This is a genomic window from Sphingomonas colocasiae (assembly GCF_019880585.1).
Classification (GTDB): Bacteria; Pseudomonadota; Alphaproteobacteria; order Sphingomonadales; family Sphingomonadaceae; genus Sphingobium_A; species Sphingobium_A colocasiae.
In genome coordinates this window covers 20,096-40,615 of sequence record NZ_JAINVV010000003.1, presented here as the reverse complement: position 1 = coordinate 40,615, position 20,520 = coordinate 20,096, and the positions used below count along the sequence as shown (strand labels likewise).

16 protein-coding genes are annotated in these 20,520 nt (G+C 65.6%); 4 read left to right on the top strand and 12 right to left on the bottom strand.

What is annotated here, in order from left to right; genetic code table 11:
• Positions 1 to 5: 5 nt before the first annotated feature.
• From K7G82_RS03945 to K7G82_RS03895, 11 genes are all read right to left on the bottom strand, one after another.
• Complete coding sequence (locus K7G82_RS03945) at positions 6 to 1,175, bottom strand: acyl-CoA dehydrogenase family protein (RefSeq protein ID WP_222988550.1); 1,170 nt, start codon at positions 1,173 to 1,175, stop codon at positions 6 to 8.
• Positions 1,175 to 1,984 (bottom strand): enoyl-CoA hydratase family protein, encoded by an 810-nt coding sequence (locus K7G82_RS03940; protein ID WP_222988549.1) that lies wholly within the window; start codon positions 1,982 to 1,984, stop codon positions 1,175 to 1,177. The genes K7G82_RS03945 and K7G82_RS03940 overlap by 1 nt, the downstream gene beginning before the upstream one ends.
• Entirely contained in the window at positions 1,981 to 2,478 is a 498-nt protein-coding gene (locus K7G82_RS03935; protein ID WP_222988548.1) for a MarR family winged helix-turn-helix transcriptional regulator, read from the bottom strand. Before K7G82_RS03935 ends, K7G82_RS03940 begins: the two co-directional genes overlap by 4 nt.
• Positions 2,475 to 3,236 (bottom strand): SDR family NAD(P)-dependent oxidoreductase, encoded by a 762-nt coding sequence (locus K7G82_RS03930; protein WP_222988547.1) that lies wholly within the window; start codon positions 3,234 to 3,236, stop codon positions 2,475 to 2,477. Before K7G82_RS03930 ends, K7G82_RS03935 begins: the two co-directional genes overlap by 4 nt.
• Positions 3,237 to 3,238: 2 nt before the next feature.
• Complete coding sequence (locus tag K7G82_RS03925; protein ID WP_222988546.1) at positions 3,239 to 5,542, bottom strand: bifunctional salicylyl-CoA 5-hydroxylase/oxidoreductase; 2,304 nt, start codon at positions 5,540 to 5,542, stop codon at positions 3,239 to 3,241.
• A 127-nt stretch (positions 5,543 to 5,669) separates the two neighbouring features.
• Entirely contained in the window at positions 5,670 to 6,143 is a 474-nt protein-coding gene (locus tag K7G82_RS03920) for a MarR family winged helix-turn-helix transcriptional regulator (protein ID WP_222988545.1), read from the bottom strand.
• A gap of 87 nt (positions 6,144 to 6,230) precedes the next feature.
• Positions 6,231 to 7,715 (bottom strand): indolepyruvate oxidoreductase subunit beta family protein, encoded by a 1,485-nt coding sequence (locus K7G82_RS03915; protein ID WP_222988544.1) that lies wholly within the window; start codon positions 7,713 to 7,715, stop codon positions 6,231 to 6,233.
• 2 nt (positions 7,716 to 7,717) lie between these two features.
• Positions 7,718 to 9,841: a ferredoxin family protein gene (locus K7G82_RS03910; protein WP_222988543.1), complete on the bottom strand. Its 2,124-nt coding sequence runs from the start codon at positions 9,839 to 9,841 to the stop codon at positions 7,718 to 7,720.
• A gap of 4 nt (positions 9,842 to 9,845) precedes the next feature.
• Positions 9,846 to 10,625: a cyclase family protein gene (locus K7G82_RS03905; protein WP_222988542.1), complete on the bottom strand. Its 780-nt coding sequence runs from the start codon at positions 10,623 to 10,625 to the stop codon at positions 9,846 to 9,848.
• Positions 10,626 to 10,772: 147 nt separating this feature from the next.
• On the bottom strand, positions 10,773 to 11,756 hold the full coding sequence (locus tag K7G82_RS03900) for an ornithine cyclodeaminase family protein (RefSeq protein WP_246623256.1): 984 nt from the start codon (positions 11,754 to 11,756) through the stop codon (positions 10,773 to 10,775).
• Complete coding sequence (locus tag K7G82_RS03895; protein WP_222988541.1) at positions 11,753 to 12,634, bottom strand: bile acid:sodium symporter family protein; 882 nt, start codon at positions 12,632 to 12,634, stop codon at positions 11,753 to 11,755. The genes K7G82_RS03900 and K7G82_RS03895 overlap by 4 nt, the downstream gene beginning before the upstream one ends.
• Positions 12,635 to 12,862: 228 nt before the next feature.
• Between K7G82_RS03895 and K7G82_RS03890 the strand changes: the two genes are divergently transcribed.
• Both K7G82_RS03890 and K7G82_RS03885 read left to right on the top strand, forming a co-directional pair.
• Positions 12,863 to 13,738 (top strand): LysR family transcriptional regulator, encoded by an 876-nt coding sequence (locus K7G82_RS03890; RefSeq protein WP_222988540.1) that lies wholly within the window; start codon positions 12,863 to 12,865, stop codon positions 13,736 to 13,738.
• 83 nt (positions 13,739 to 13,821) lie between these two features.
• Positions 13,822 to 14,979, top strand: coding sequence for a CaiB/BaiF CoA transferase family protein (locus K7G82_RS03885; protein WP_222988539.1), 1,158 nt, complete (start codon positions 13,822 to 13,824; stop codon positions 14,977 to 14,979).
• A gap of 3 nt (positions 14,980 to 14,982) precedes the next feature.
• Here the strand turns inward: K7G82_RS03885 and K7G82_RS03880 are convergent, their stop codons facing one another.
• The gene (locus K7G82_RS03880; protein ID WP_222988538.1) at positions 14,983 to 16,653 is read right to left on the bottom strand and encodes an MFS transporter; all 1,671 of its coding nucleotides are present in this window, start codon (positions 16,651 to 16,653) and stop codon (positions 14,983 to 14,985) included.
• 219 nt (positions 16,654 to 16,872) lie between these two features.
• Here K7G82_RS03880 and K7G82_RS03875 point away from each other — a divergent pair, with 219 nt between their 5' ends.
• Both K7G82_RS03875 and K7G82_RS03870 read left to right on the top strand, forming a co-directional pair.
• Positions 16,873 to 17,391, top strand: coding sequence for a hypothetical protein (locus tag K7G82_RS03875; protein ID WP_222988537.1), 519 nt, complete (start codon positions 16,873 to 16,875; stop codon positions 17,389 to 17,391).
• Positions 17,392 to 17,641: 250 nt separating this feature from the next.
• Entirely contained in the window at positions 17,642 to 20,500 is a 2,859-nt protein-coding gene (locus K7G82_RS03870) for a M14 family zinc carboxypeptidase (protein WP_222988536.1), read from the top strand.
• Positions 20,501 to 20,520 lie beyond the last annotated feature (20 nt).

Sequence of the window (20,520 nt, the reverse complement as noted above, 5' to 3'; positions counted from 1 at the left end):
CGGCGTCACGCGGCGCTGTCGGCCAGATGCTGGCGGGCGATCACCACTTTCTGCACTTCAGAGGCGCCCTCATAGATGCGCAGCGCCCGAACCTCGCGATACAGGCTCTCGACCGGCACGCCGACGGTGACGCCCAGGCCACCGAAAAGCTGCACGGCCTTGTCGATGACGCTCTGCGCGCTGTCGGTCGCGTGCAGCTTGGCAAGCGCCGCTTCGCGCGTGTTGCGCTGTCCCTTCACATCGCGCAGCCAGGCGGCGCGATAGATGAGCAAAGCCGAGGTTTCGACATCGAGCACCATTTCCGCCAGTTTGGACTGGGTGATCGGATTGTCGGCAAGCGTGCCCGCGCCCAGCCGGCGTATGCGGACGCGCGCGGTCGCCTCGTCCAGCGCGCGGCGCGCAAAGCCCAGCGCGGCGGCGCCGACGGTGGTGCGGAAGATATCGAGAGTCGCCATCGCGGCGGCGAAACCACGGCCGGATTCGCCGATCAGCGCGTCCGCGGACAGGCGCATATCGGTGAATTCAAGCGTCGCCAGCGGATGCGGCGCGATCACCTGGATGCGATCGGCGATGGCAAGGCCGGGATTGTCGGCATCGACCAGCAGGGCGGAAATGCCACGCGCGCCCGGCGCCTCACCGGTGCGGGCGAACAGCACATAATAATCGGCGATGCCGCCATTGGAGATATAGGTCTTGGCGCCGTTGACGCGATAGCCGTCGCCATCGACTTCGGCGGTCGTCTCCATCGAGGCGACGTCGGAACCGGAGGCCGGCTCGGTCAGCGCAAAGGCGGCGATCTTCTCGCCACGCGCGACGGCGGGCAGATAGGCCTGTTTCTGCGCTTCGGTGCCGAGCAAGGTAATCGTGCCCGATCCCAGCCCCTGCATCGCGAAGGCGAAATCGGCGAGCCCCGAATGACGCGCCAGCGTCTCGCGGATCAGCGCGAGCGAGCGGACGTCGAGCTGGTCATGGACGCCGCCATAGGCCGCCGGCACGCAATAGCGCAGCCAGCCGGCCTCGCCGAGCTTGCGCACCAATGTCCGGCATTCGCCGTCGATATCGGCTTCGTCGTGATGGTGCGACAGGTTGGCCTGGCACCATTGTTCCAGCCCGTCCGCCAGCGCGCGATGGCTGTCGTCGAAAAAGGGCCAGTCGAGAAAGCTGCGGTCCGCCATCAGTTGCCTGCGAACTCTGGCGTACGCTTGGCCGCGAACGCTTCGAAGGCGCGACGGAAATCCTTGGTCGCCATGCAGATCGCCTGGGCCTGGGCCTCCATCTCGATCGCGGTTTCCAGGCTGACCGCCCATTCGGTGTTGAGCTGGGTCTTGGTGATGCCATGCGCGAAAGTGGGGCCGGCGACGAGCGAACGGGCCAGATCCTGCGCGGTCGCCAGCACCTCCTCGGATGCGACCAGGCGATTGTGGAAGCCCCAGCGCTCGCCTTCCTCGGCAGTCATCATCCGGCCGGTGTACAGCAACTCCGAAGCACGCCCCTGGCCGATGATGCGCGGCAGGATCGCGCACGCGCCCATGTCGCAGCCGGCGAGCCCCACGCGGGTGAACAGGAATGCCGTCTTGGTCCTGGGCGTGGCGATCCGCATGTCGGAGGCCATGGCGATGATCGCGCCGGCGCCGACGCAGATGCCGTCGAGCGCTGCGACGATCGGCTGCGGGCAATTGCGCATCGCCTTGACGAGATCGCCGGTCATCCGCGTGAAGGCGAGCAGTTCGGGCATCGCCATTTCGGTGAGCGGCCCGATGATCTCATGAACGTCGCCACCCGAGCTGAAATTGCCGCCCGCGCCCGCGAAGACCACCGCCTTGACCTCGGGCACATAGACCAGATCGCGGAACGTATCGCGCAGCTCCGCATAGCTTTCGAAGGTCAGCGGGTTCTTGCGATCGGGCCGGTTGAGCGTCACCGTCGCGACGCCGTCTGCGAAGCTCCAGCCGAAATGGGCGGGGGCGAACGTCTCGGGATTCATGGTTTCTCCTCTCCGGTATCGGCGGCGAGCGACAATTTGAGCGCGCCCAGAAGTTCGTACAGCGCCTCGCGATCGTGGCGCGACATGCCGGCAAGCATCGCATCGATCCATTCGTGATGCGCCTCGGACAATTCGGCGAAATGATCCTGCCCTTCCGGCGTCAGCCGCACGATCGAGGCGCGGCCATCGGTGGGAGAGGTCGTCATCAGCACATAGCCGTCGCGCAGCAGCGCCTGGACGACGCCGGTGACATTGCCGCTGGAGACGAGCAGCGCACGCGAAAGCGCGCCCATCGTCATGCCGTCCGGCGCGCGATCGAGTGCCGCAAGCACGTCGAAGCGGGGCAGGGTGGCATCATATCTGTCGGCGAAGCGGCGGCGGATGCGCTTCTCCATGACGGTGGTGCAACTCAGCAGCCGCAACCACAGGCGGATGCTGGTGCGATCGGCAAGCGCGCCGTCATGCTTTTCGCGGATCGCGGGCGCGCCGGTCACATCACTTCTCCGCCGGCGACCGCGATCGCCTGGCCGGTGATCGAGCGGTTCTCGGGCAGACACAACCAGACCACCGCGCTCGCCACTTCCTCCGGCGCGATCAGCCGTTTCTGCGGATTGAACTTGGCGAGCTCGGCGCGTGCCTCTTCATCGCTACGCCCGGTCTTGGCGCGGATATTCGCAATCGCATCGGCGACGATATCGGTTTCGGTGAAGCCCGGGCAGACCGCGTTGGCGGTGACGCCGGTTTTCGCCAGCTCGACGGCCAGCGCACGCATCAGCCCGATCGCGCCGTGCTTCGAGGCGACATAGGGCGCGGTATAGGCATAGCCCTTCAGTCCCGCAGTCGAAGCGATGGTGACGATACGGCCGGCCTCGGCCGCCAGCAGGTCGGGCAATGCGGACTGGCAACAGTCGAACAGGGCATCGAGATTGACCGCCATCGCACTGCGCCAGCCCTCGGCCGTCACCTTGGCGAAGGGCGCGCTGGGAGCGGCGCCGGCATTGTTGACGAGGATCGAGATCGGGCCATTCGCCTTCCGCGCCACGGCGAACGCAGCGTCGATCTCGGCACGGCTGGTGATGTCGGCGGGTGCGACCGTCGCGCCGGGCAATGTCGCGGCAACCTGTTCCAGCGCGTCGCGGCGGCGGCCGATCAGCGTCAGCGCCGCGCCCTCCGCCGCCAGCGCGCGCGCGATGGTGGCACCGATGCCCGATCCGCCGCCCGTGACAACCGCATGTCTGCCCGCCAGTTTCATCCTCAGCCTTTCAGTGCAGCTTCCTGCTCCGCCGCGCGCTTCAGGTTGCGGGAGAGCTGGCTCAACCCACCCAGATAGCCCGGCGGCACATGGACGCCACGATATTCGTGCGCGGCGGCCGCACGCAACGTCCACATCGGATCGATCAGGTGCGGGCGGCCGAGCGCGACCAGATCGGCGCGTCCGGCGGCGAGGATCGAATTGGCGTGATCGGTTTCGAAGATGTTGCCGACCGCCATCGTCGAGACGCGCGCCTCGTTGCGGACCTGATCGGCGAAGGGCGTCTGGAACATCCGGCCATAGACGGGCTTGCACGTCGCCCAGGTCTGTCCCGCCGAAACGTCGATCAGGTCGGCGCCGGCCTCGTTAAAGGCGCGCGCGATCTCGACCGCCTCGTCCGGGGTCACGCCTTCCTCCCCCATCCAGTCATTTGCGGAGATACGCACCGACATCGGCCGGTCCGCCGGCCAGGCGGCACGCATCGCGCGGAATATCTCGAGCGGATAGCGCAGCCGGTTCTCCAGGCTGCCGCCATAATCATCGGTGCGCTTGTTCTGGAGCGGGGTGATGAAGCTGGAAAGCAGATAGCCATGCGCGCAGTGCAGTTCGACCATGTCGAAACCCGCCTTCAGCGCCATCCGGGTCGAGGCGACGAACTGATCGCGGACCATGTCCATATCCGCGCGCGTCATCGGCGTCGGCGCCTGATTGTCCGGGCTCCACGGCACGTCGGACGCGGCGAGCAGCGGCCAGTTGCCGCTGTCCAGCGGCACGTCATAGCCTTCCCAGCCGATCTTGGTGGACCCCTTGGATCCCGAATGGCCGAGCTGGAGGCAGAATCTGGCGGCGCTGTTGGCATGGACGAAATCGACGATCCGCTTCCATGCCGCGACATGTTCGGGCGCGTACATGCCGGGGCAGGCAGGGGTGATCCGCCCCTCCGGCGAGACACAGGTCATCTCGGTATAGACGAGCCCGGCGCCGCCCTGGGCGCGGCTGCCATAATGGACGAGATGGAAGTCGTTCGGGGTGCCGTCCACCGCCGAATACATCGCCATCGGCGAAACGACGATGCGGTTGGCCAGCGCCATTTCGCGCAGGCGATAGGGAGCGAACATCGGCGGCACGGCATCGTTGCCAGCCTTGCCGCCGGCCTGCGACTGGAACCAGCGCTCGACGTCTTCGAGCCAGGCCTTGTCGCGCAGGCGGAGATTTTCGTGGCTGACGCGCTGCGAACGGGTCAGCAGCGAATAGGCGAACTGGATCGGCTCGAACGGCAGATAGCGATCGAGCGTCTCGAACCATTCGGTCGAGTTGCGTGCGCTGTTCTGGAGTTTCAGCACCTCCACATTGCGCTCGTCCTGATATTCCGCGAGCGCCTCGGCGCGGCCGAGGCCGGGGCGGTTGAGCACTTCGGCGAGCTTGATCGAATCCTCCAGCGCCAGCTTGGTGCCCGATCCGATCGAGAAATGCGCGGTGTGCGCGGCGTCGCCCAGCAGGATGATCTTGTCGTACGACCAGCGATTGGTGATGATCCGGCGGAAATTGAGCCAGGCCTGCGGCCCCGGCAGATGCGTGGCGTTGGACATCAGCGCATTGCCGTCGAGATATTTGGCGAAGATGTTTTCGCAGACCGCGATCGCCTCGGGCTGGTCCATCCTGTCGAAGCCCAGCGCCGCCCAGACATCGGGATCCATCTCGACGATGAAGGTCGAGAGATTGTCGTCGAAGCGATAGGCGTGCGCCCAGATCCAGCCAGCCTCGACCTTTTCGAACGCGAAGGTGAAGGCGTCGAACGTCTTGTGCGTGCCGAACCAGAAGAATTTGTTGCGGCGAACCTGGATATCGACGTCGAAATGCTCGGCATAGGCGTTGCGGATGCGGCTGTTGGCGCCGTCGGCGGCGATGACGAGGTCGTAATCGGCCCAGTCGGCGAGATCGGGGCTCGCCTCGTGCTGGAAATGCAGGTTGACGCCGAGTTCGCGGGCGCGTTCCTGCAGGATCGCGAGCAGCCGCTTGCGGCCGATGCCGATGAAGCCATGGCCGGAGGAGCGGATGCACTGCCCGTGGATATGAACGTCGATATCATCCCAATGGGTGAATTCGTCGCGGATGGTGGCGCCGCTGACCGGATCGTTGGCCATCAGATTCTCGACGGTCTGGTCCGAGAAGACGACGCCCCAGCCGAACGTGTCGTCGGGCCGGTTGCGTTCGAACAGATCGATCTGATGGCCCGCATCGCGCAGCTTCATCGAAATCGCGAAATAGAGGCCGGCGGGGCCGCCACCGAGGCATGCGATCTTCATGACATCGACCTTCATTGAACCGGACAGGCTGCGATCCTATCCCGGCCGGAAAAAGTTTCAAGCTTAAAATATCAAGCTTAAACTAATTTGGCCGGCGAAGATGGCTCAGGATCGCAACATGCATGATTCAGCCGCGCGCCAGCGGCTCCAGATTGTCGTGAACGCGATTGAGCAGGCCGATCATCAGTTCGAATTCATCCGGCGCCAGTCCGGTGACGAGATGTTCGTAGACCGGCGCCGATACGCGCCGGGCTTCACCCAGTTTTTTGCGGCCGTCCGGCGTCAAGGTCACCAATGTGACGCGCGCATCCTCGGCGCTGTTCGCGGCGGAAACCAGGCCGGCGGCGGTCATGCGCTGGATGATGCGCGTCATCGTGGACAGATTGATTACCGCCGCCTCGGCGATTTCGCGGGTACCGCGCGGGCTGCGCTCGCCCAGGATCATCAGCACGCGCCACGACGGGATATCGAGTCCGATCGCGCGCAGCCGCGTCTCGATGATGCCGTTGTAACGGCTCACAAGCCGGTTGAGCAGATAGAAGGGGTATCGCTCGACCTTGAAAGCCGACGTGCCGGGATTGCTCGACCGGAACGCGTCCATGCGCTCTTTCTCCATATCCCCGGCTCTACGGTCTGGATCGGTTCACCGCAATCCGGCAGCGCGGAGAGCGGGCGACATGACCGTCACTCACGATGCCAGCTGCAATTCCTCCAGCGCACCCGTCAGCGCAACACCGTCCTCATCCGCCAACGCCGCCTCGCGAAGCTTCCCGATCGTCGATGCATCCGCATGACCACCCAGAGCGCGATAGCGGTCGATGATCCGCGAATAGCTGGAAAGCCCGCGCGCGAAGGTATCGCCATAGCCCTTGATCAGCCGCTGGCAGAGGATCAACTCGGTCGCGAGCGCGGGATCGCGGCCCGCCACCTCGCGGGCAAGGCCCAGCCAGTCCTCGATGCGCGCCTGCTCGATCTCGTAGCGTAGCGTGCCGCGCCGCCAGCGCCGAAAGCCGGCAAGCAGCGACAGCATCAGGAACCAGCGCAGGCTGGTCGTCTTCACATGGCGCCCCTTTTTGAACAGGGGGTGCAGCCGCCGCGACAGGCCTTCGCTTTCCAGGATCCGCCGTCCGAGCCCCGCTGGCAGGGTCTCGCAGATCTCCTCGAGCCGGGGATGCATATATTCGGTGATGTGGAGGAGCTGGTCGGGGGCCGCCTTCACCTCGTCGCGCACGCGCGCGAAACGGCTGGCGCGCACTTTCAGATCGGCGACGCGGATCGTGTCCTCATAGCTCATCCACAGCGCCAGATGGCGCGCGGCCTCGCGCGTCATCCGCCAGTCGTCGGCGCCGTCGTCGACTGAACGAATGCCAGCCAGGCGATCGAGATAAAGCTCGGCATAACGCGCGTCCTGATAGTCCATCAGGCGGCGCACGCCCTCGATCGCGAATTCATGCGCCGATGCCGGAAGCTGTTCCTCGATCCGGGCGAAGAAGGCGCGCCCCGCGGCGCTGGTCGGCCGTATCGCCGGTACGGCTTCCACCGCCTCGGCCAGGCGCCCCTGCGCCGCATCATAACCGGCGGCGAAGCCCGCGAGATTGGTCTGGATCGCCTTGCCGCCGGCGCGGATCGCCGCCTCGAACGCCTCGCGCGGGAAGGGAAGGGCACCGCTGCCGGCGAGCGCGCCGAACATCACCGAACTGATGACGCTGCCGGTCTTCGCGGAAAGCGCATCCATGTCGAAGCCGATAAAGGCCCTGGAGCGTTCATTGGCGGCGGCCAGGATGCGCTCGCCGCTCGCGCGCCCGTCGCCCATCGCCGACTTTTCGGAAATGGCGTAAACGCGGTGGGTCGATCCGATCAGCACCGTCCGGTCGGCGCTGACGAAGCCGCGCAGGATGGCGCGGCCCGCTTCCATCAGTTCGGAGGCGATGACGATATCGACATCGCCCGGCACCGGGGTCAGTGCCAGCACCGGCTGGGCCGGACCATCGGGGATCATCTCGATATAATAAACGGTCGATCCGGTGCGCTGGGCGACACCGGGCACCGAGGTTCCCTGCGAGACGAAGCCGTTATGCGCGCCCAGTTCGACGATCCAGTCGGCGAGCACGCCGCCGCCCTGGCCGCCCAGGCCGAGTACGGCGATGGCGATGCGCTTGCGATCCTCTGTCATGGTCAGAATGTCCTTGCCGCGATCGCGCGCGCCGATCGCCTTTGCACCGCACCGATCACCCAATTGCGCACCCGATCGCGCGTGCGATCCCAGCGGGTCGGGTTTGCGACGATCTCCGCCTTGTAGAAGGACGGGCAGAGCACCGCCGCGTGGCTGACCTCTCCGCACACGCCGCAGCCGACGCAGCTATTCTCGACATGCGCGATCGGATCCTGGCGCAGTGGATCGGGATTGGGCTTGATCGTCAGTGACGGACAGCCCGAGAGACGGATGCAGCTATGGTCGCCGGTGCAGGTATCGGGATCGACACCGAAGCGTTCGCGCACGACGCGCTGGCCGGACTTGATCGCCTTGGCCATCAGCGGCTTCACGCGGCGCTGGCGGTTGAGCTGGCATTCGGACTGGGCGACCAGCACCTTCGGGCCCTTTTCCGGGCTGGTCAGCGCCTCGCGGATCGCGTCGCGCATGCCCGCCACGTCATAGGTGCGGGTCAGCGTCTTCGCCCAGCCGATGCCGATGCCGCGCACCGCCTTCTCGATCGGGTTGTTGGTCTGCCGATTGGCGTTCTCGGCCTTGGAGGAGAGGATATCCTGTCCGCCCGTCGCCGCCGAATAGCCGTTGTCGACGATGATCGTCAGATTGTCGTCCTGATTGAAGACGGCATTGCCGATGCCGGAGGTCAGGCCGTTATGCCAGAAGCCGCCATCGCCCATCATCGCGATCGCCCGCTTGCCGCGCGGCTTGAACGCCGATGCGCCGGCGGTGCCCAGGCCATAGCCCATGGTGGTGTTGCCGATGTTGAAGGGCGGCAGGATCGAGAACAGGTGGCAGCCGATATCCGCCGAAACGTGGAATTCGCCCAGTTCCTTCTGGACCAGCTTCATCGCCGAGAAGATCGGCCGTTCGGGGCAGCCGGTGCAGAAGCCGGCGGGGCGCTGCGGCACCATGGCGGGCGTCAGGGCGGGCGGGGCGGCGGGCGTCTCGGCCGGGGCCCGGTCCGGCGCCCAGGCGCGCAGGAATTTGGCGACGCCGTCGCGGATCACCTGTCCGCTATATTCGCCGGCGCGCGGCAGCACCTCCTTGCCGATGATCCGCGTCTGCAGGTCGGCGCGGCGCACAAGGGTATTGAGTTCATGCTCGATGAACTCGGGCTGGCCTTCCTCCACCACCAGCACGGCGCGCTTGCCCGAACAGAAATCGCGGACTTCGTCGGGGATCAGCGGATAGGTGACGTTGAGCACATAGATGGGCAACCGGGCATTGCCATAGGCGTCCGACAGGTCGAGCAGTTCGAGCGCGCGATTGAGCGAGTTGAACAGCCCGCCCTGGACGATGATGCCGATATCGTCGTTTTGCGTGCCGAAATGCTCGTTGAGCCGGTTTTCCTGGATATAGCGGATGCCCGCGGGCCAGCGCTTCTCGATCTTCTCCACTTCATGGAGGAAATTCGCGGGGGGCAGCACGATGCGTTCGGTATCGCGCGTCGGCGCTTCCGCCGCTTCGGACACCGTCAGTTTCGGCCGCTGATTGTCGCGCGCGACGAAGCTGCCGGTGACGTGGCAGGCGCGGACGCGCAATTCCAGCATCACCGGCGTGTTCGAGGCTTCGGAAAGCTCGAAACCCTTCTCCACCATATCGACGATCGCCGTCAGGTTCGGGCGCGGATCGAGCAGCCACATCTGCGACTTCATCGCAAAGGCATGGGTGCGCTCCTGCATGATCGAGGAGCCTTCGCCATAATCCTCGCCCAGGATGATCAGCGCACCGCCGGTCACCCCGCCGGACGCGACGTTGGAAAGGGCATCGGACGCCACATTGGTGCCGACCACCGATTTCCAGGCAACCGCGCCGCGCAGGGGGTAGTTGACCGATGCCGCGAGCATCGCCGCCGCACTGGCCTCGCTCGCGCTCGACTCGAAATGGACATCCAGTTCGCGCATCAGGTCGTTGGCGTCGGCGAACACGTCCATCAGATGGCTGATCGGCGAGCCCTGATAGCCGCCGACATAAGCGACGCCCGACTGGAGCAGCGCCTTGGTGACGGCCAATATGCCTTCGCCGTGGAACACCTCGTTCGCCCCGATCCGGAGCTGCTCCACCTCGGCCTTGAACGAGCGTTCCGCCATCGGATCAGCCCCCGACCAGCGCCAGCACGCGCAGCGGGCTGCCCGAACCGCCGGCGATCTTGAGCGGGGTGGCGATCACCACGCTGCCGGTGGCGGGAAGCTGGTCGAGATTCTGCAGGCACTGCAGGCCATAGCGGCCGGCGCCGTGGAAGATGCCATGCGCGGGATAGGGTGGGGTGAGCAGATGCGCCTGGCCGGCATCGGTGCCGATCGTCTCGACGCCGAAGCCATGCGCGTCGCGCTGCTCGACCAGGAACTGGACGGCCTCGGCCGACGGTCCGGGCGTGTGGGCGCCATCCTCGCGGCGATTGACATAATCCTCCACCGAACGCTTCGACCAGTCGGTGCGCAGCAGCACCCAGTTGCGCGGCGGGATGCGGCCATGCTCGGCTTCCCAGGCCTCGATATCGGCAACGGTCAGCAGGTAATCGGGATCGGCTGCAGATTTGGCCGAAATGTCGATGACGACGGCAGGCGCGATGAAATCGGCGGGCTTGATCGTGTCGAGCGCATTGTCGGGCAGGTCCTTGCCCGTCACCCAGTGGATCGGCGCGTCGAAATGCGTGCCGGTATGTTCGCCGACCGTGAAATTGTTCCAGTACCAGGCGACGCCGCGATCGTCGTAGCGCGAGATTTCCTGCTGGCTGAAACCGGCGCATTGGCCGAATTCGGGCGGAAGCACCAATGTCGGCGTATCCGGTGACAGGGTCTGGGTCAGGTCGACGGTGCGGATCGCACCCGATGCGATCCCGGCGGCGAACTGCTGAAGCGTCTCGGTCGTCATTGATTTTTCTCCCTCTCTGCCGGCGAGTATGACTCCAAAAACGTGCACATGCAACTTTCTTTGCGGAGCACGTTTCTCCGGACGCGGAAGCGCCGCGATCGTGGCGACAATCGGGTATTCGATCGATCTAAGAGCGGGAGTTGCCCGTCAGAACGCTACGTTCGCGCCGATGCCCGCCTTGCCCGCGGCGGCGCAGAGCCATGCCGCACTCGCCAGATCCTGCACGACATGACCGATCGATTTGTAGATCGTCACATCCTCCGGCGCGATGCGCCCGGCAAGTTTCCCGTCCATGACATCGCCGATCTCGCCCAGCACATGATCGTCACCGATCAGCCCGGCGGCCCTGGCATTGAGGAATTCGGCGCCCTGTTCGAGCACCCCGGCGCGATAGTCAGCGATGAAACGTGACCGCACGACCAGCGCATTGCCGATCTCCGCAGGGCCGGCGCGGCTCGATCCGACGGCGTTGATATGCGTGCCGGGCCGGACATGGCCGGTGTCCAGGATCGGATCATGCGCCGCCGTGGTGGTGCAGATGATATCGGCATCCGCCGCCGCCGATGCGACATCGTCCGCCGCCACGGCCGCGATCCCGAAAATCTCGCGCGTGCGTACGGCCAGTGCATCGGCCAATGCGCGATCGCGCCCCCAGATGGTGACGTGCGTCAGTCGCCGGACCTGCCGGATCGCTTCGATATGGCGCCACGCCTGCTCGCCATAGCCGAGCACAGCGAGCCGGGCCGCATCGGGCCGGGCGAGAATGTCAGTCGCAGCGGCCGATGCCGATGCCGTCCGGATGGCGGTGACTTCTCCGGCATCGACGATCGCCGTCGGCGCCCCCGTGGATGCATCGAAAACCACGATGACGCCTTGGTGGGACGGTTTGCCCGCCGCGAAATTCTCCGGAAACACGCTGACGAGCTTGGCGCCAAAAGCTTCCTGACCGCCCATGGCGCCCGGCATGACGCCGAAGGCGCGCCCGGCATCCAGATCGATGATGCTGCGCAGCAGCTGCCGCGTCCGGCCGCGCGACAGTGCGATCATGGCATCGCGCATCAACGGGATGCAGGCCTCATATGTCAGCAGTCGAGCGACATCGGCATGGCTCAGAACGAGCAGCCCGGTCATGCGCCCGCTCCGGCCAGGCGGGGGCGAAACCAGCGGATCAACAACATGGCATTCAGGATCATCACCACTCCGTAGATATTCTGCGTCACCGCCAGCGGCAGGCTGTCCAGCACGGTCAGCGTCAGGAAGGTCGCGAGCGTGACATTGTGGACACCGACCTCGATCGCCAGCGTCATCGCGTCGGCATCGCTCGCGCGGATCAGCCGCGCGATGCCGAGCCCCGCCGCCATCGCGGCGACGTTCAGCAGCAGGATCGCGGGGCCTGCGCCGACCAGGTTGGCGAGCACCATATCGATACTGATGCCGATGGCGAATGCGATGACCGCGATCAGCACGATCAGCGAAACCGGCCGGAGCCAGCGGCTGGCCCGATCCGCGAGCGCCGGCAGGAAACGCCGGATCGCCATGCCGATCGCGATCGGCAGCACGGTAATGCGGACGAGCTGCATCATCACGTCGGGGATCGAGAGCTTGGGGATCGTTCCGCCGACCGCGAAATGCGGCAATGCCCAACTCAGCAATATGGGGATCGAGAAAACGGTGATCAGGCTCGACAGCGCGGTCAGCACCACCGCGAGCGCGACATTGCCGCGCCCGACAAAGGTGAGCGCGTTCGACGTGGTGCCGGCTGGGCAGATGCCCAGGATGAACAGCCCCAGCGCATATTGCGGCGGCAATTGGAGCAGCCAGCCGATCGAGAGCGCCAGCAGCGGCATCAGGACGAGTTGGCCGCCGAGCCCCGCCAGCACCGTCCAGCGTTTGGCGATGAGCAAGCCGAAATCGCCGAGCCTGAGCGTCAGCCCCATGCTGAACATGATCAGCATCAGACCAATGGGCACCAGCCCGGTGTTGACGAACGCGATCAGCTCCGGCGACATCCCCATCCTCCCGACTTGTCTTCACGACAGGAGGCGATTCGCGGTTTCGCGCAGGATGGCAGGCGCTTTCGATTGCAATCCGGCACGAACATTCCCCCTTGTTGCGCATGGTGATGCCAGCGCACGCGCCCGCTTGCCAAGCCCCCGCGCGCCTTCGAACAAAGGGCGGAACAGGTTTCGCACGACGACGACGACGGTTACGATGGCGATTGTCTTCAAGGAGGGGCGATGTTCGACTGGGACGATCTGCGCGTTTTTCTGGCCGTCGCGCGCGCCAGGCGCATGGCGCCGGCCGCACGCACGCTGGGCGTGGACGCAACCACGATCGGCCGCCGGCTGACGCGATTGTCCGACGCGCTGGGCGCCGAACTCTTCGAGTCCGTTGGCATCGAAAAACGGCTGACCGATCGCGGCCAATCGCTGTTCCGCCATGCCGAGGCAATTGAAAGTGCGGCGCTGGCGGCGATGGGCGAGGTGGCGGGCGAATCGCGCAGCCTGTCCGGCCAGGTGCGATTGTCGGTCGCCGAAGGGTTCGGCACCTGGGTGCTTGCCCCGGCGCTTCCGGCCTTTCACCGCACACATCCCGATATCCAGCTCGATGTGATCACCGCGTCGGGGTTCCTCAACCCGTCGAAGCGCGAAGCCGATATGGCGGTGATGCTGGCCCGTCCGCGCAGCGGCAAGCTGGTGGCAAGCAAGCTTGGCGATTATCGGCTGCGGCTCTACGCCTCGCGCGCCTATCTTGCGACGCATGGTCGCCCCGAGCGCGCCGAAGAGCTCAAGCGTCACACGCTGATCAGCTATGTCCCCGAATTCATCTATTCGCCCGAACTCGATTATCTGGGCGAGATCGGCGCAGGACTCGAACCCAAGCTGCGCAGCAGCAGCATCAATATCCAGCACCGGCTGGTGAGCGGAGGCGCCGGGATCGGCATGCTGCCCGGCTTTATCGGCGAGCGCGATCCGGACATCGTGCCATTGCTCGTCGACGAGAAGGAGATCCGTCGCAGCTATTGGCTGGTCACGCACAGCGATACGCGCGGGCTGGCGCGGATCGAGGCCGTGGCGGACCTTCTGCATCGCTGCACCAGGCAAGTCGATTGACACTGGACCGCATCGGCTTGTCGACGCATGGGGAATGAAACCGGCATCCTTCATCCGGATGCAACGATCTGGGAGAATGGGTTTTGACGGCGAACAAGGCGCAGGGACCGCTTGGCGGACTGAAGGTGGTGGAATTCGCGGGCATCGGCCCCGGTCCCTTTTGCGGCATGCTCTTGTCCGATCTTGGCGCGGACGTCATCCGCATCGACCGCAAGGTGCCGGGTAATGACGGCGTCGGCGTCAGCGGCAGCCCGCATGCCGTAACCGAGCGAGGGCGGCGGTCTATCGCGCTCGATCTCAAGCGCCCCGAAGCGATCGAAACCTGCCTGACGCTGATGGAACGCGCCGATGCGACGTTCGAAGGGTTCCGCCCCGGCGTGATGGAGCGGCTGGGGCTCGGCCCCAATGTCGCGCTCGCACGCAATCCGAAGCTTGTCTATGGCCGGATGACCGGCTGGGGGCAGACCGGCCCCTATGCGCCGCTTGCCGGGCACGACATCAACTATATCTCGATCAGCGGTGCGCTCGACGCGATCGGCCTTCAGGACAAGCCGGTGCCCCCGCTCAACCTGGTGGGCGATTTCGGCGGTGGCGCGCTTTATCTCGCCTTCGGCCTGCTCGCAGGTGTGCTCCATGCGCGTGAGACGGGCATCGGCCAGGTGATCGATTGCGCGATGAGCGATGGCGCGGCGTCGCTGATGGCAATGTTCTACGGATTCCGCGCCAGGGGCATGTGGAATGGCGGGCGCGAGGGCAATCTGCTCGACGGCGGCGCGCACTTCTACGGCACCTATCAATGCGCCGACGGCAAATGGATCTCGCTGGGGCCGATCGAGCCGCAATTCTATGCCGCGTTCCGCAAGCTCGCGGGGATCGACGATCCCGCTTTCGATGCGCAGGCCGATCGCTCGGCATGGCCGGCGCTGCGCGAGACGCTGGCGAAGCGGATCGCCGAGCGCAGCCAGGCCGAATGGTGCGCGGTATTCGAAGGCAGCGATGCCTGTTTCGCGCCGGTGCTCGACATGGCCGACGCGCCAGCCAATCCGCACAATGCGGCGCGCGGCACCTTTGTCGAGCTGGGCGGCGTCGTCCAGCCCGCGCCGGCGCCGCGCTTTTCGGTGACACCCGGCGCGATCCAGTCGCCGCCGCCGGCGCCCGGCCAGCACAATGATGCGGCGCTGGGGGACTGGGGGCTGAGCAGCGACGAAATCGCTGCCCTGCGGAAAACCGGTGCGCTGTAGCGTTCAGCCCGGCTGGGTCGGATCGGTGAGCGCATCGCCCACGCCCGGCGGATAGAGGATCGGCAGCGATCCGGTCTGGCGTTCGATCATGCGGTGCACGCGCGGTTTGTCCGGCCCCTTGTGCAGCGCCATCACCCGATCCGAATTGGCGGCGTCGGCATGGGTGCGACGCTGATTGTGCCGGACATATTCGAGCCAGGTCGCGACGTGGTAGCGCTCGATCCACAGATCGGGTTCGCCCAGGTCGCGCATCAGCGCCCAATGCCTGGCGCCGTCGCGAATGCGGATGCGACGACGTTCGGCCATCACGGCCAGGAAGGCGCGGATGTCGGTCGCCGCGATGCGATATTCGATCGTCACGACGATGGGGCCGCTGCGCGGTTCGACCGAGACGGCGACCTGCGGCTCCGTCCAGCGGCTGAGCGGATCCAGGTTGAGCGTCTGAACCTCGGGCAGGGGGCGCCACAGCCCGACCATGGCGACCGCCGCCTGCAAGGCGGCGGCGATCAGCAGCGCGATATCGACGCCATAGGCGCCGGCAAGCCCGCCGAAGAGCCAGCTGCCCAGGGCGATGCCGCCCGATGACGCCATCTGGTAGGACGCAAGCGCCCGACCGACCACCCAGCGTGGCGACGCGAACTGCACGGTGATGTTGAAGGTGGAAAGCGCGAGCACCCAGCCCGCGCCCGCCACCATCATCGCGACGATGGTGATCGGCAGGATATAGCTGATCGCGGAAACCGCCGTGCCGACCGCGAAGGCCAGTGTCGCCAGCCGCACGATCATCTCGTTCGATCGGCTGCCGCGCAACCGGCTGCTCGACAGGGCGCCCGCCACCGCGCCGAGCCCGAACGCGCCGAGCAGCACGCCATAGGTGAGCGCGCCGCCCGCGATATGATCGCGCGCGATCAGCGGCGTCAGTGCGGGCAATGCGCCTGCGGCGAGGCCGAACAATGTCGCGCGCAACATCACTGCGCGAAGATGCGGCGACATCGCGACATAGCGGATGCCCGCGCCGACGGCCTCGCCGATCCGTTCGGGGGGCAGCAGGCGCGGCGGCAATTGCGGCCGCCAGCGCGACAGCACCATGATCAGGCCGATATAGCTGAACGCGTTGGCGAAAAAGGCGGCGGCGGCGCCTGCCGCTGCAACGATCACGCCGCCGATCGCCGGCCCCAGGCTGCGTGCGAGATTGAACCCCATCGAATTGTACGCGACGGCCGCCGGCAACGCCGCGCGCGGCACCATCTCGCCCACCGACGCCTGCCAGGCCGGACCGTTGAACGCCGTGCCCGCGCCGATCAGGAAGGTGAAAGCGAGCAATAACCAAGGCGACAGCAGCTCCTGCCAGGCGCAGATGGCAAGGATGGTCGAGACCACAAGCATGAAGCCCTGCGCCCAGAGCATCACCTTGCGCCGATCGAGATTGTCGGCGACCGCACCGGCCCAGAGCGCAAGCAGCATCACCGGCGCCATTGTCGATGCCTGGACAAGCGCGATCAGGGTCGGCGATGTGGTGAGCGACGTCATCAGCCAGGACGCACCGACCGACTGGATCAGTGTTCCGAAATTGGTGGTGATGTTGGCGATCCAGACCGCGCGGAACACCGGGACTGAAAAGGGGGAGGGGGGCCGCTCGCTTTCCGGCGGCGATGGCGGTGACGGTTCGGCCATGAACCCCTCATGCAGCGATGTGGAGGTCTTGAGAAGAGGCGAATGGCCGATAAGGGCCAAGCGGCCTGTTCGACCGACACCGCATAGCCATCGACGAGCGTCGGCCGCCCGCTCTGGCGGGTGTGGCATCGGCGCACCAGATCTCAGCAAATCGATGGAAGGCACTACGGAAACCGCATTTCCGAGCGTCATCATCGGTAGGGCATTGGGAGGTCCAGGGTGGAAATTTTTGAACGCAAGCTCGAACGCGGGCAACTCGCGGTGGGCATCGTCACGAACGGACGCGTCGCGCTGGGGCTGTTCGCAGACCTGATGCGAGAGTTCGATCGCGGCTTTCGCCGCTTCGCGCTGCAGCGCGGACGCCGGGTGGGGCATTTCCTGTCGATCGACGCGCTCGCCACCGATTGCGTCATCCTTCGCCACGATCCCGGCGCCTGTCATTGCGGCGTCGACGATGTGGTCGAGCGTGCGCTGGACGAATTGCGCACGGCGATGGCGGCCATTTCCGATGGCAGCACCGATATCCGCGACCATTCGCTGTTCCGCCTGATCGACAGCCTTGGCCGTCTGGTCGGCAGCAAATGGGTGGACGGCATCATCCTGCGCAGCGAGACGCTGTTGATGATCGACAGCGGCTTCGGCGAACGCTGGCGGGCCATGCGGATGCTTTGGGCCGATGCCGATGCGGATGCCGCGACGGACGATATCGGACCGTGCCCGATCGCGCGCGCCGCCTGACGGTCTGACGCTGGGGACCGGTGCGCCCAAGGGAAGGCGCACCGGCCATGATCGGCGCCGAAGCGCCGCCCTTACCCGGCCGGGAGATACGCACCCGACGACAAGGAGACGCATGGCGCGACGTTTTCCTTGAAGCGTCGTCGAAAATTTCGAAAAGGGCCGAAGCACCAGTCGACATTCTCCATTCAGGCGATATCGATCTCCTCCGGAAAATGCCGGATGCGAGTCCCGGCGATGCGGGGGGATATCGATGAAGCAGCTTCGTTCCACGGCGCTCTGGGCAATCGCGGCCGCCTTGGCCATCCAGCCCGTTGCGGCGCAATCACCGGCGGCCCAGCCACAGGATGCCGAATATGGCGCGCTGATCGCCAGGCATCTGCAGGACAAGCGCATCACCACCGAACTGGTCGATCATATGCCCGCGTCGGACACGGTGCCGTCGCCGCTCAAATTCTTCGGGCGCATACCCGGCACGCCGGACGAGCTGACCTATGCCAAGGATATCCAGCGCTATTATCAGGAACTGGCCAGGACCTCTCCCAACGCCCGGTTCTGGACGATCGGCAAGACGGAGGAGGGGCGCGACCTGTTCGTCATCGCGATCGCCGACAAGGCGACGCTCGACCGGCTTGAACAGAACAAGGCCGACCTGGCCGCACTGGCGGATCCGCGCAGGACCAGTGAAGCGGACGCGCGGCGGATCATCGGAACCGCCAAGCCGATCTACTGGGTGACGAGCGGCGTCCATTCACCCGAAACCGGCGGCCCCGAAACGCTCGTCGAAACCGCATTCCGCCTGGCGGTCGAGGATACGCCCTTCATCCGCAAGATCCGCGAGAACATCATCACCTTCATCACGCCGGTGGTGGAGGTCGATGGCCGCGAACGCATGGTCGACACATTTTACTACGGCAAGAAGACCGGCAAGCCGAAGCCACCGATGATGTATTGGGGAAAATACGTCGCGCACGACAACAACCGCGACGGGCTCGGCCAATATCTGAAGATGACGCAGCATCTGACCGAAGGCGTGCTGGAATGGCATCCGACGGTGCTGCACGACCTGCACGAGGCGCAATCCTATCTCTACACCTCGACGGGGAGCGGCCCCTACAATGTTTCGCTCGATCCCATCCAGTCGCAGGAATGGTGGCTGCTCGCGCAAACCGAAGTCATGGAGATGACCAAGCGCGGCGTGCCCGGCGTCTGGACCTATGGCTTTTACGACGGCTGGGTGCCCAATTACCTGTTCTGGATCGCACTGACGCACAACAGCTTCGGGCGCTTCTACGAAGTCCAGACATACGGTCCCGATATCCGCAAGGGCCTGACCTTGCCGGCGACCACCACCAGCCGCGAATGGTATCGCCCCAATCCACCCTTGCCCAAGATCGACTGGGGGCCGCGCAACCATGTCAACATCTCGCAATCGGGGCTGTTGTTCGCGCTCAACAAGGTCGCGGCCGATCGTGAACTCTATCTCGAAAACTACTGGCTGAAGAACCGGCGCGCGGTGGAGGCAGGGCGGTCGGGCGAGGCGATCAATGCCTGGGTGATCCCGGCCGCGCAGACCGCGAAGCTCAATGTGATCGACATGGTCAACACGCTGCGCCGCCAGGGTGTCGAGATCAGCCGCGCCGACGCCGGTTTTTCGGCGGGCGGCGTCGTGGTGGCGGCGGGTGATTATGTGATCCGTGGCGATCAGCCCTATCGGACGCTCGTCGACATGTACACGAGCGTCCAGAATTATCCGGCAAGCAATCCACGGCCCTACGACGATACCGGCTGGACCATGCAGTATATGCGCAATGTCGATCTGAAGACGGTGCGCGATCCGGCGATCCTGCAAAAACCGATGACGCTGCTGACGACCGATGTCGCGCCGCGCGGCGGCATCGCCGGCAGCGGATCGACGATCCTGATCAACCATAGCGGCGACAATGAACTGGTTTCGCTGCGCTTCCGCCTGAAGGGCGTGAAGATGCTGGCGGCCGAACAGCCGTTCCAGGCCGGCGGGCGCAGCTATGCGGCGGGCAGCTTCATCATACCCGATGCGGACCGCGCGGCCGTTGAAAAGGTGGTGACGGAACTCGGCATCAGCGGGCAGGCGGTGGTGCGCGCGCCGACCGTCAAATCGCACGAACTTACCGCGCCGCGCATCGGCTACCTCCATTCCTGGCTGCGCACGCAGGACGAGGGCTGGTGGCGCGCCGCGCTCGACCGCTATGGCATCCCGTACGATTATTTCGCGGACATCAAGGTGCGCGAAGGCGGGTTACGCCAGAAATATGACGTCATCATCTACCCAACGGTGGGCGGCAGCGCGCAGGACATGGTCGCCGGCGTGCCCAAGGACGGCGCCGATCCCATCCCCTACAAACGCACCGAACTCACGCCCAATCTGGGCGGCATCGACGAGGCCGACGATATCCGCGGCGGGCTGGGGCTCGACGGCCTGGCCGAACTCAAGAAATTCGTCGAGGAGGGCGGCACGCTGATCGGCGACGGATCGACGGTCGAAGCGCTGGCCGATTACGGCGTCGCCACCGGCGTCAGCGTCACCCGGCCGACGGACCTCTACACCAAGGGCGCGATCATGCGCGGCGTCTTCGCCGACAAGACCAGTCCGCTCAGCTATGGCTATGAAGGCGGCGAATTGCCCATCTATTTCTCGCAGGCGCCGGTGCTCAGCGTCGGTCCGCGCCCGGCTCCGACGCCACCGGGCGGACGGCAGGTGCAGAATATCACGCCCAATGCGGTACCGGCCGAAATCTCATCCTGGGGCAGCGAGCCTGCAAGGCCCAAAGCGGCAGACGGCACACCATCGACAGCCGCCGCGCCCGGCGCGAAACCGCCGGTCCAGAAACCGCGCACCATCATGCAATTCCCCGCCAAGGCTGAAACGATCCTGTTGAGCGGCATGCTGAGCGGCGGTGAGGCACTTGCCAACAAGGCACTGATCGTCGACGTGCCGCGCGGCAAGGGCCATATGGTGCTCTATGCGCTCCGGCCCTTCTGGCGCTGGCAGACCCAGGGCAATTATTTCCTGGGCTTCAACGCGATCCTCAACTGGGACAATCTCGGCGTGGGCGATCCGCCGAAACCGTGAACGCGATGGAGCATCTCCTC